This window comes from Agrobacterium sp. LR_9, assembly GCF_041954855.1.
In the GTDB taxonomy this organism is placed as follows: Bacteria; Pseudomonadota; Alphaproteobacteria; order Rhizobiales; family Rhizobiaceae; genus Agrobacterium; species Agrobacterium leguminum.
The window spans coordinates 172,655-184,007 of record NZ_JAVAYA010000009.1 but is presented as its reverse complement, the minus strand read 5'-3'; the positions used below and the strand labels follow the sequence as shown (position 1 = coordinate 184,007).

Annotated in this window: 8 protein-coding genes and 1 pseudogene; 4 read left to right on the top strand and 5 right to left on the bottom strand. The window is 60.1% G+C overall.

Annotation, left to right across the window (positions count from 1 at the left end):
* Nucleotides 1-213: 213 nt before the first annotated feature.
* Nucleotides 214-693 (top strand): DUF2938 domain-containing protein, encoded by a 480-nt coding sequence (locus tag RAC79_RS13225; RefSeq protein WP_174039515.1) that lies wholly within the window; start codon nucleotides 214-216, stop codon nucleotides 691-693.
* 40 nt (nucleotides 694-733) lie between these two features.
* On the opposite strand, the gene RAC79_RS13220 is transcribed toward RAC79_RS13225, so the two are convergent.
* Entirely contained in the window at nucleotides 734-1,651 is a 918-nt protein-coding gene (locus tag RAC79_RS13220; protein WP_065655747.1) for a neutral zinc metallopeptidase, read from the bottom strand.
* 100 nt (nucleotides 1,652-1,751) lie between these two features.
* Nucleotides 1,752-2,237 (bottom strand): annotated as a pseudogene (locus tag RAC79_RS13215) (DUF2306 domain-containing protein); the annotation flags it as partial.
* A 47-nt stretch (nucleotides 2,238-2,284) separates the two neighbouring features.
* Here RAC79_RS13215 and RAC79_RS13210 point away from each other — a divergent pair.
* The 3 genes from RAC79_RS13210 (at nucleotide 2,285) to RAC79_RS13200 (ending at nucleotide 7,283) form a co-directional block, all read left to right on the top strand.
* On the top strand, nucleotides 2,285-3,151 hold the full coding sequence (locus RAC79_RS13210; RefSeq protein ID WP_174039516.1) for a LytTR family DNA-binding domain-containing protein: 867 nt from the start codon (nucleotides 2,285-2,287) through the stop codon (nucleotides 3,149-3,151).
* A gap of 157 nt (nucleotides 3,152-3,308) precedes the next feature.
* Nucleotides 3,309-6,797, top strand: a complete 3,489-nt coding sequence (gene carB, locus RAC79_RS13205) for a carbamoyl-phosphate synthase large subunit (protein ID WP_174039517.1) — start codon at nucleotides 3,309-3,311, stop codon at nucleotides 6,795-6,797.
* Nucleotides 6,798-7,094: 297 nt separating this feature from the next.
* Entirely contained in the window at nucleotides 7,095-7,283 is a 189-nt protein-coding gene (locus RAC79_RS13200; RefSeq protein WP_078051809.1) for a hypothetical protein, read from the top strand.
* Nucleotides 7,284-7,362: 79 nt separating this feature from the next.
* Here RAC79_RS13200 and RAC79_RS13195 read toward each other — a convergent pair whose 3' ends face one another.
* From RAC79_RS13195 to RAC79_RS13185, 3 genes are all read right to left on the bottom strand, one after another.
* Nucleotides 7,363-8,502 (bottom strand): GGDEF domain-containing protein, encoded by a 1,140-nt coding sequence (locus RAC79_RS13195; RefSeq protein ID WP_174039518.1) that lies wholly within the window; start codon nucleotides 8,500-8,502, stop codon nucleotides 7,363-7,365.
* Nucleotides 8,503-8,653: 151 nt separating this feature from the next.
* Nucleotides 8,654-10,102 carry a UdgX family uracil-DNA binding protein gene (locus RAC79_RS13190; RefSeq protein WP_174039519.1) on the bottom strand — a complete coding sequence of 483 codons (1,449 nt, stop codon included), beginning with the start codon at nucleotides 10,100-10,102 and terminating at the stop codon, nucleotides 8,654-8,656.
* The gene (locus RAC79_RS13185; RefSeq protein ID WP_065655741.1) at nucleotides 10,102-11,334 is read right to left on the bottom strand and encodes a putative DNA modification/repair radical SAM protein; all 1,233 of its coding nucleotides are present in this window, start codon (nucleotides 11,332-11,334) and stop codon (nucleotides 10,102-10,104) included. Before RAC79_RS13185 ends, RAC79_RS13190 begins: the two co-directional genes overlap by 1 nt.
* Nucleotides 11,335-11,353 lie beyond the last annotated feature (19 nt).

The following is an 11,353-nucleotide window of genomic DNA, read 5'->3' as shown; positions in this document are numbered from 1 at the left end:
GATCCAACCACGTCGCGTTAAATCCGATCGGTTGCAGATGCTCGGGACAAGCACGAGCATGACGGGGGCGAGGTCTTGCGCCTTTCTCACCACTCTGATGGCCGGAGCGATCCGGCCATTCTCATGTCCATTCGCAGCAATCGAAAAAAGCCTGTTCCCGCCACCGGCGTGATCCGCTAGAGCTTGATCGATCATGATAATGCGGAGGGATTCATGCTGGAACTGATTTGGCGCGGCATTGCCATGGGCATTGGCGGCACCGTGTTTATGGATATATGGGCAATCGTACTGCACCGGTTCTTCGGCCAGTCCGCCCCGAACTGGGCGCCGGTCGGCCGTTGGTTCTGGCATGTGCCGAAAGGTACGATATTTCACGACAGCATCGCCACGGCTGAACCCTATGAGCACGAACTGGCGCTCGGCTGGATTTCGCATTACGCCGTCGGCATTCTTTATGGCATCGTTCTCGCGCTGGTAGTCCCGGCCGCGTGGTTTGCCAATCCTTCGTTCATTGAGCCTTGGATCGTCGGCATCGTCACGGTCGGCGCGGGCTGGTTCCTGTTGCAGCCGGGGCTCGGCATTGGCTGGGCGGCGTCGAAGACCCCCAACCCGAACAAGGTCCGCTTTCTCAACCTCGTGGCCCATACGGTTTTCGCCCTCGGCATGTATGCCGTGGCGCTTTTGATGCGCTAAATGAAAAGGGGGCTGAAAAGCCCCCTCTCCTGTCCGGCTCTCAGATATTCGCCGAGAACGTATCGCAATCTTCGACACGGCCGCTCTGGAAACCGCGCTTGAACCACTCCGCGCGCTGTGCCGAGGTGCCGTGGTTGAAACTGTCAGGCACCACATAGCCCTGTGTCTGCTTCTGCAGCGTATCGTCGCCGATCTGGTGGGCGGCGTTCAGCGCTTCCTCGAGGTCGCCGGTTTCGAGAATACCCTTCTGCTCGGTGAACTTGCCCCAGATGCCGGCATAACAATCCGCCTGAAGCTCGACGCGCACCGACATCTTGTTGGCGTCCGTCTGGCTCATCGACTGACGGCGGCGGTTGAACTCCGGCAGAACGCCGGTCAGGTTCTGGATGTGGTGGCCGACCTCATGCGCAATCACATAAGCCTGCGCGAAATCGCCGGCCGCGCCGAAACGCTGGTCGAGTTCCTTGAAGAAGCTGGTGTCGAGATAGACCTTGCGGTCGCCCGGGCAATAGAACGGGCCGCTGGCAGCGGAAGCATAACCGCAGGCGGAAGACACCTGCCCGGAGAACAGAACCAGCGTCGGCTTCTGATAGGTCTCGCCGGCCGACTGGAAAATGCCGCTCCACGTATCTTCCGTCTCGGCCAGTACGGTGCGCACGAAAGCCGTCGTCTCGTCCGACGACTGGCCCTGCGGACGCGTGCCGGACTGCTGGGTCCCCGATTGCGTCGTACCGCCGCCATCCATCGACAGATCGCCGCCGGTCAGCAACGTCAGCGGGTTGATGCCGAGCACCCAGCTGATCAATAGAATGACCAGAAGACCGCCAATCCCGATACCGCCGCCGCGACGCCCGATTGGCACGCGCATCCCGCCTCGGGAAAAAGGATCACTCGGCCCCGCCGACATGCCGCGCCGATCCTCGATATTGTCCGACTGGCGGCGCCCTCTCCATTCCATGCTCTTCTCCCGGCGGTTCCGCCTCAACAAGCTGCCTTATAACGGCACTATAATACATCTTGTTCCGGAAGAAAGCAGAGGTGGCAAACGGAGAGCGTGATGCGGCTCTGCGTCTTTGTTTCAGCACGGTCAGAAACAGGACGACAAACAGGAGAGCGCCGGCGGAAAGGACCAAAAATCCGGCTCTGCCATCACAAAAAGCAACCTCATGCATGATGCGGCCGGGAACGAAGGTGAAACCTCCGGCAATCACGATGCCGCCGAGATAAACGCTCTGCATGATCCGCATATGGCGTCTGATATCGCCGCGGCGGGCGAAATAGATCGATTTCAGACACCCGTAGATGGTGAAGACGGAAAGAAGATGGATCGGGCTGAAACCATAAAACACCTTCAATTCATGGATGAAGAAGGTAGACGCCGCAGTCGCGACCATCAGCACCACCCAGATCTTGCCGAGCAGCCGGTGAATGGCGGTGCCCTTTGGGCGCAGGAAAATGAAGGCCCCAAGAAGGGCTGCGGGCACGACGGTGGCAACATGGAACTGCACGGCAAGCGATGCATCTAACAAAGGCTGGAATGACATGGGCGCTGTTTCGGTTCGGTTGAAATCGAAGCCAATTTCGGCAAAACATGCGGAGAAGAAAAACGGATTGGCGCCATCAGCAGGAAAACTTCGTGGATCACCCGTCTCTGCAATTCACGCTTCGTGAAATGCACGCCATGCTGCAATCGCGCAGGCTGTGGCTGACGTTTCTTGCCGTGCTGGCGATCTTCATCTTGACCGGGCCTTTCGGGACGAGCGAAACCATGAGCTTCGCCGACCGGCTGCTTTACTGGACAATCGTTCAAGCGGGCGCCTGGATGCTCGCCATCTCCTTTTCGGTCATCGCCAAGACGATCCTTGCAGGCCACATCGACAACATGCTGACACGCATGATGATCGGCTCGCTGACGGCGGCACTGCCGATCGGGCTACTGCTCGCCATTACCAATCAGATTTTCTACGGCAAGGAGATGGGTCTCACGCCGGTTCTGAAGAGCAGCCTCTCATCCCTGCCGCTCTGCGCGATCTTCTGCCTGTTGAGTTACCTTACGACCCGCCAGTCCTTCGAAAAGGTGGCGGACGCCGAAACGGACACAAAGGCAAATGCAGATAGGGACGGGAAAAGCATCATCCCCTTGCTGGAACGATTGCCGCCGCAAAAGCGCGGAGAATTGCTGCGGCTGTCGGTGCAGGATCATTACACGCAAATCGTCACCACGCGCGGGCAGCAGCTGGTTCTGCTACGTTTTGCCGATGCGCTGAAAGAACTCGGCCAGACGGCGGGTTTACAGGTGCATCGTTCCCACTGGATTGCCGATGCCGACTTTGTCTCCCTGCGCAAACAGGCCGGCCGTCTGCATGTCATGACCAGAGACGGCAGTGAAATCCCCGTCAGCCGCTCTTACAGTGCTGCGGTACAGGCCCGTTTCACCGCACACGCCCCTGCCCGTTAAGAGTTTCTGTCGATTCCGGAATTTATGGGGTTCCGTTCTCAAAAACATTTGCCTATAAGCCGCTTCTAGCCTGAAAACATTTGAATTGCGCCCCCCGACCGGTGATCCTTCACCCTGGCCGGTGTTTTGCGCAACCGAAAAGCGGAACGAGAGAGCCATGCCGAAGCGCCAAGATATCAAGTCCATCCTCATCATCGGCGCGGGACCGATCGTCATCGGTCAGGCATGTGAATTCGACTATTCCGGCACCCAGGCCTGCAAGGCGCTGAAGGAAGAGGGTTACCGGGTCATCCTGGTCAACTCCAACCCGGCGACGATCATGACCGATCCGGGCCTTGCCGACGCCACTTACGTCGAGCCGATCACGCCTGAAGTCGTGGCGAAGATCATCGCCAAGGAGCGTCCGGATGCGCTTCTGCCGACCATGGGCGGCCAGACCGCGCTCAACACCGCGCTCTCTCTCAAGCGCATGGGTGTTCTCGACCGTTACAATGTCGAAATGATCGGTGCGAAGCCCGAAGCCATCGACATGGCCGAAGACCGCGCCCTCTTCCGCGAAGCCATGGCCCGCATCGGCCTTGAAACTCCGCGCTCCATGCTGGCCAACGCCACCGAAATCAAGGATGCCGACCGCAAGAAGCACGAGGCCGCGCGCACCGAGCTGAAGGGCAGGCTTTCCGGCCCCGATCTCGACAAGGCGCTGGACGATCTCGAAAACCAGTGGAACCTTGGCGAAACCGACCGCAAGCAGCGCTACATGGCCCATGCCATGGCAATCGCCGCTCAGGCCATCGATCATGTCGGCCTGCCGGCCATCATCCGCCCGTCCTTCACGCTCGGCGGCACCGGCGGCGGCATTGCCTATAACCGCTCGGAATTCTTCGACATCGTCTCCGGCGGCCTCGACGCCTCGCCGACGACGGAAGTTCTGGTCGAAGAATCGGTTCTCGGCTGGAAGGAATATGAGATGGAAGTCGTCCGCGACAAGGCGGACAATTGCATCATCATCTGCTCCATCGAAAACATCGATCCGATGGGCGTCCACACGGGTGACTCGATCACCGTTGCGCCGGCGCTGACCTTGACCGACAAGGAATACCAGATCATGCGCAACGCCTCGATTGCGGTGCTGCGCGAGATCGGCGTGGAAACCGGCGGCTCGAACGTGCAGTTCGCCGTCAACCCGAAGGACGGCCGCCTCGTCGTCATCGAAATGAACCCGCGCGTGTCGCGCTCGTCCGCTCTCGCTTCCAAGGCCACCGGCTTCCCGATCGCCAAGATCGCCGCCAAGCTCGCCATCGGTTATACGCTGGATGAGCTGGAAAACGACATCACCGGCGGCGCGACACCTGCTTCGTTCGAACCTTCCATCGACTACGTCGTCACCAAGATCCCGCGTTTCGCCTTCGAGAAATTCCCCGGCGCTTCGCCGATCCTCACCACCGCCATGAAGTCGGTCGGCGAAGTCATGGCCATCGGCCGCACCTTCGCGGAATCGCTGCAGAAGGCGCTGCGCGGCATGGAAACCGGCCTCACCGGTCTCGATGAAATCGAAATCCCCGGTTACGAGGAAGGCGAAGGCTCCAAGAACGCCATCCGCGCCGCCATCGGCACGCCGACGCCGGACCGCCTGCGCATGGTCGCCCAAGCGCTGCGCATGGGCATGAGCGAAGAGGAAGTCCACGAGAACTCAAAGATCGACCCGTGGTTCATCGCCCAGTTCAAGGCCATCGTCGACATGGAAGCCCGCATTCGCGAGCATGGCCTGCCGCAGGATGCCGAAAACCTGCGCATGCTGAAGGCCATGGGCTTCTCCGACGCCCGCCTCGCCAGCCTGACGTCCAAGCGTCCGAAGGAAGTGGCCGAACTGCGCAACAGCCTGAATGTTCGTCCGGTCTTCAAGCGCATCGACACCTGCGCGGCCGAATTCGCCTCGCCGACCGCTTACATGTATTCGACCTATGAAATTCCCTTCGTCGGCGCAGCCCGCTCGGAAGCGCAGGTTTCCGACCGCAAGAAGGTGGTCATCCTTGGCGGCGGTCCGAACCGCATCGGCCAGGGCATCGAGTTCGATTATTGCTGCTGCCATGCCGCCTTCGCGCTGAAGGATGCCGGTTTCGAAGCGATCATGATTAACTGCAACCCGGAAACGGTTTCCACCGACTACGACACCTCCGATCGCCTCTATTTCGAGCCGCTGACGGCTGAAGACGTGATCGAGATCATGCGCGCCGAACAGGAAAAGGGCGAGCTGGTTGGCGTCATCGTGCAGTTCGGCGGCCAGACCCCGCTGAAGCTCGCAGAAGCGCTGGAAAAGAACGGCATCCCGATCCTCGGCACCGCGCCCGACATGATCGACCTTGCCGAAGACCGCGACCGCTTCCAGAAGCTGCTGATGAAGCTCGATCTTGCCCAGCCGAACAACGGCATTGCCTATTCGGTCGAGCAGGCTCGCCTCGTCGCTTCGGAAATCGGCTTCCCGCTCGTCGTTCGCCCGTCTTACGTTCTGGGTGGCCGCGCCATGCAGATCATCCATTCGGAAGGCCAGCTCCAGACCTATCTGCTCGACACGGTTCCGGGCCTCGTACCCGAGGACATCAAGCAGCGTTACCCGAACGACAAGACCGGCCAGATCAACACCCTGCTCGGCAAGAACCCGCTGCTGTTCGACAGCTACCTGACCAACGCCGTGGAAGTGGACGTCGATGCGCTGTGCGACGGCGAAAGCGTCTTCGTCTCGGGCATCATGGAGCACATCGAAGAAGCGGGCATCCATTCGGGCGACTCGGCCTGCTCGCTGCCGGTCCGTTCGCTGTCGAAGGAAATCGTCGACGAGTTGGAACGCCAGACGACGGCGCTTGCCAAGGCGCTCAATGTCGGCGGCCTGATGAACGTGCAATATGCCATCAAGGACGGCACGATCTACGTTCTCGAAGTCAATCCGCGCGCCTCGCGCACCGTGCCTTTCGTGGCGAAGACCATCGGCGCGCCGATCGCCAAGATCGCCGCCCGCGTCATGGCCGGCGAGAAGCTCGATCCGGCGATTGCCGCTTACGGCGAAAAGCCCGATCCGCGCAACCTGAAGCACATTGCCGTCAAGGAGGCCGTCTTCCCCTTCGCCCGCTTCCCCGGCGTCGACATTCTGCTCGGACCGGAAATGCGCTCGACCGGCGAAGTCATCGGCCTCGACACCGATTTCGCGCTGGCCTTCGCCAAGAGCCAGCTCGGCGCCGGCGTCGACCTGCCCCGCTCCGGCGCGGTCTTCGTCTCGGTGCGTGACGAGGACAAGGAAGGCGTTCTGCCCGCCATCCGCATTCTCGTGGAAAGCGGCTTCAAGGTGCTGGCCACCGGCGGCACCCAGCGTTTCCTCGCCGAAAAGGGAATCAACGCCGAAAAGATCAACAAGGTGCAGGAAGGCCGTCCGCATATCGAAGACGCCATCCGCAACCGTCAGGTCCAGCTCGTCATCAACACCACCGACAGCAACAAGGCGATTTCTGACTCGAAGTCACTGCGCCGCGCGACGCTGATGCAGAAGGTGCCTTACTACACGACGATGGCCGGCGCGGAAGCGGCAGCGCTTGCCATCAAGGCGCTGAAGGCCGGCAATCTGGAAGTGAAGCCGCTGCAGAGCTACTTCCAGTAAGCTGCGGGAACCGCAGGTTCCAACGCTGAATGAAAACAAGACGCCGCGGGTCACCATGTCCGCGGCGTTTTGCATTGCGTAATCCTGCTGCAATTCATTGCCGGTATCAAAACATCAGGTTCGAACGAGGCCCATGATGTCCCTATTGCTCAATGACGGATCGCCCGCAGCCATTCGCCGCGCCGTTGCCAACGCTCCGGTCAAACGCTCCATGAAGATGCTGAGGTACCCCGCCATAGTATCCCAGCGATGGGGACACCTGGCCCCGATACGCCAAAGCGCCTTGAGGGACTGACCATGGCTGGACGTCCACCGGGACCGGAGCGGGTGGCTTTTCCGCTGCGGATCGAACCCGCAATATTGAACATGATCCGGCACACCGCGAGCGGCGAGTTGCGCAGCATCAATGCCCAGATCGAGGTTCTTCTGAAAGAGGCCCTGTCCCGCCGCGCCACGGCGGATGAAGCAGACAAGCCGCCCTTCTAGACCGAAGGGCAACAACGACGCTACACGACACGACGATGCGGTGCCGCCCTGCGGAAAAATCGACAGCCCGCAGCCCCGCCTATGCCGCCTGCGCCTCCCGAACGCAATTGCGCCCGTCCATCTTCGCGCGGTAAAGTGCGCGATCTGCCATTTCCGCGAGCGTCTGGAGATCGCAGCGCATCTCGCCAGTGGCGGCAACGCCGATGCTGATGGTGACGCCGACACGCAGACCGCCGCAATCGACCTCGGTTACCGCAATCGCATCGCGAATGCGCTCGCCGATCATGCAGGCCTTGCGAACGCCGGCGCCCGGCAGGTAGATGATGAATTCCTCTCCGCCGTAACGCGCCAGCACGTCCCCGCTGCGGATGCTGCCGCCGATACGCTTCGCCACTTCCTGCAGCACGCTATCGCCGACGGCGTGGCCGAAACGGTCGTTGATCGACTTGAAGTGATCGATATCCAGCAACATGGCCGCATCGGTGGGATCGGGCGTCGCAGGCATGGTCTGGAAAAAGAAGCGCCGGTTCTTGACGCCCGTCAGCGGGTCGGTATTCGCAAGAACAAGCAGTTTTCGCTCCGACCGCTCGGCCACGAACATCATCACGAACAGGGCAATGGCGAAGTTCAGCATGATGATCAAGAAAAACGCATTGACCAGATTGATAGTGGCATAATCGGACAAAAGCACGCTTTTCACCACCGATAGCGAAATGAGACCGGAGACGCCGGTGATGCCACCCAGCGCCAGGCGAGACAGCAGCGGCTCCCTGCGCCATCTGGCCAAAAGCACCGATGCCCCGGCGAGATAGGCAAGCGATGCGCAGCCATTGAAGAGCGCCGCGCGATACGCATTATTTTCCGCAACCTGCTGGGCGACAACCATCGCCAGCACGGAGATGACGCAGACAATGGATACGGTCCGTCGGTCGACGGAACGCCCATCGCTCAACGCCTTCAAGCCGAGCCAGATCAGCGCGTAACCCACAATACCGAAAGCGACACTGCCGAGCCGCCACAGGGCCGGCGACAATATTCCCCATTCGCCATAACCAGCAAGCGTGGAACCAATCGTCATCGAGGCGAAACCCGCCGCAAGGGGGATGGGACCGCGCAAGCCGCGATTGGTCATTTTCAGATAGATAAAACTCAAAAGCCCAACGATATAAGAACACTTTTGCATCAGTATGACTGTCGCAAGGTCGAGTTCACCCAACATGATTTGTCCATACGGTAAATAAATTCGGAGGACTTAATTATAGTATTAAGTATAAAGTTTCAATAAAAATAACAGATAAATAATCAGTAAATGATACTACTGCAAGTTATGGCTCAAATATTGAATAAATCTCCAGCGCGCAAATGGAATTTTATTCGAATGTTCTAATAAAACTTATATCCTTCTTGAACCGCATCGTTTCCGCCTCTTTCACCTGCGCATTGGCAAGGCGCAGGAGGTAGGACGGATGCACGGTGACAAAAAGCGTTCGGCCTTCCTCCATCGGCAGAGGACGGCTCCGAATCTCCGAAAGCTTTTCCTTGCCGCCGGTCAGCGCATAAAGCGCCGTTGCGCCCATGGCAACGATCAGCTTTGGCCGGACGAGCGCGATTTCCTGATTGAGCCACCAGCGGCATTGCTCCACTTCCCCCGCATTCGGCCGCTGATGGATGCGCCGTTTGCCGCGCGTTTCATATTTGAAGTGTTTGACAGCATTGGTGACATAAAGCTTTTTGCGCTCGATACCGGCATCGGCAAGAGTCCGGTCGAAAAGCTGGCCGGCCGGACCGACAAAAGGCTTGCCGGCGAGATCCTCGTGATCGCCCGGCTGTTCGCCAACGATCATGATTTCCGCATCCTCCGGCCCCGAACCGAAAACCGTTTGCGTGGCGCTGCAATGCAGGGGACAGCGGGTACAGTGGGCAGCCTCCCGCGCCAGCGACGCGAGCGTGCCCTCCGGCACGGGTTGCGTCGTCTCCCGGGCAGCGGCCGCAGCCTGCAGGCGATGGTGAAAGGGCTGCGGCTGGCTTGCCGCCCTGGCGGCCATCTCCAGCACCCGCGCCTCGGCACCGAGAACGAGACCGGGAATGAGATCGGCTTCCGGCAGGTTCTTCCAGTATTTCTTCGGCATCTCCGCCGTCATGGCTTTGATCTTGAGGCGCGCCGGATTGAATATATTGGCATAATAGGTCCGCCAGAGTTCATCCGTCTCGTCCGTCAGATCAGGCTTCGCCGCCGCCTCCCGTGAGCTTTGCAGCTCGCTTCCGTCCCATCGGGCGGACCCTTTCGGCGTGGCGATCAGCCAGTCCATATCGGTAAACCGTCGCTGGAAAAACGCTGCCGTTCGCTCGACGATGAAATGATCCGGCTCGAACCAGGCCATGAACCGCCGTCGCCCGCCCTGCCCCTGCGGCAAGGGCAATTCCTTGAAACGGACGAAGGCCGTCATCTTGTGACAATCCCGGCGCACCGATTTCTCGAGCAAGCGGGCCTCTGCAACATCCGGATCGGACTTGAACTGCAACAGGGCGCGATCCCGCTTCAGCCGCCACAATAACCGGTAAAGCAACGCAAACCGGCCGGGATCGCCATGGCAGATGACGGCCTGCGCCAGCGCCACGAACGAGGCCGGAACGGAAACCTGCCCATTGCCGGCATCGACCATCGGCAATGGCTCGCCGGCGAAATCCAGCAGCCCTGCCCCGTCATCCCGCAACCGCCAGTCAATCGTCTCCGGCGGAATATCGGCGGCAAGGGCCGCACGCGCGGCATCGCGCCACTCGCCGAAATCGCCCCGCCCTTCGAGAACCGGGCCATACATCACAACAGCGACAATTGTTCGGGCTGCGGCGCAAACATCGCCCGCAAATCCGGCCGCTCGGTCAGCTTGCCCGGCGTCCAGCCCTCGGCGACGATGAAAGCCTTCACCTTTTTCAGGGAAACGCCGAAACGCGCGATATCCTCCAGCCGCAGCCGCCGGAACCGCCGCGACGAGAGGACGGAGGCCACCGTCTTGGTGCCGAAACCGGGCACACGCAGCAGCATTTCCCGATCCGCCGCATTGACGTCCACCGGGAAACGGTCGCGATGTTTCAGCGCCCAGGCGAGTTTCGGGTCGATATCGAGATCAAGCATGCCGTCGCCGCCGATCGCCGTTATCTCGCTGATATCGAAGCCATAAAAGCGATACAGCCAGTCGGCCTGATAAAGCCGGTGTTCCCGCATCAGCGGCGGCTTGACGAGCGGCAGGTTTTTCGACGAATCGGGAATGGGGCTGAAGGCCGAATAATAGACGCGCCGCAAACCGTAGCTGCCATAAAGCCGGGCGCTGGTGGAGAGAATGGTGCTATCGTCAGCGCCATCCGCCCCCACGATCATCTGCGTGCTCTGTCCGGCCGGCGCAAAGCGCCTGGTTTTGCGTGTCCGGACGGTAGGCTCTCCCGCCTCCTCGATCTTCAGGCGGATATCGGCCATGGAGCGGCGAATATTGACGGGCTGCTTTTCCGGCGCGAAACGGCCAATGCCGCTATCGGTCGGCAATTCGATATTGATCGAGAGCCGATCCGCATAAAGCCCTGCCTCCTCAATGAGCCTGGGCGATGCTTCGGGAATGGATTTCAGGTGAATATACCCACGAAAACCATGGGTAACCCGCAACTCCCGCGCCACGCGCACCATCTCCTCCATCGTATGATCGGAAGAGCGGATGATGCCGGACGACAGGAACAGCCCCTCGATATAGTTGCGCCTGTAAAACTCCAGCGTCAGCCAAACCACCTCTTCCGGCGTGAACCGTGCCCGCTCGACATTGCTGGAGGAGCGGTTGATGCAATAGGCGCAATCATAGATACAGAAATTGGTGAGCAGGATTTTCAAAAGCGAAATGCATCGCCCGTCCGGCGCATAGGCATGGCAGATGCCCGACCCTTCCGTGGAGCCCAGACCGCCCGATGCTGCGGAGTTGCGTTTTGTCGTGCCGCTGGATGCGCAGGAAGCATCGTATTTCGCCGCGTCGGAGAGAATGGCCAGCCGTTGCCTGATGGACTTCTTCATGGGTATGTTCACTATATGT

Excerpts from the sequence above, each read along its gene's own strand:
- RAC79_RS13225 (WP_174039515.1), top strand. The coding sequence starts at position 214 with ATGCTGGAACTGATTTGGCGCGGCATTGCCATGGGCATTGGCGGCACC.
- RAC79_RS13185 (WP_065655741.1), bottom strand. The coding sequence starts at position 11,334 with ATGAAGAAGTCCATCAGGCAACGGCTGGCCATTCTCTCCGACGCGGCG.
- RAC79_RS13190 (WP_174039519.1), bottom strand. The coding sequence starts at position 10,102 with ATGTATGGCCCGGTTCTCGAAGGGCGGGGCGATTTCGGCGAGTGGCGC.
- RAC79_RS13195 (WP_174039518.1), bottom strand. The coding sequence starts at position 8,502 with ATGTTGGGTGAACTCGACCTTGCGACAGTCATACTGATGCAAAAGTGT.
- RAC79_RS13200 (WP_078051809.1), top strand. The coding sequence starts at position 7,095 with ATGGCTGGACGTCCACCGGGACCGGAGCGGGTGGCTTTTCCGCTGCGG.
- carB (WP_174039517.1), top strand. The coding sequence starts at position 3,309 with ATGCCGAAGCGCCAAGATATCAAGTCCATCCTCATCATCGGCGCGGGA.
- RAC79_RS13210 (WP_174039516.1), top strand. The coding sequence starts at position 2,285 with ATGCGGAGAAGAAAAACGGATTGGCGCCATCAGCAGGAAAACTTCGTG.
- RAC79_RS13220 (WP_065655747.1), bottom strand. The coding sequence starts at position 1,651 with ATGGAATGGAGAGGGCGCCGCCAGTCGGACAATATCGAGGATCGGCGC.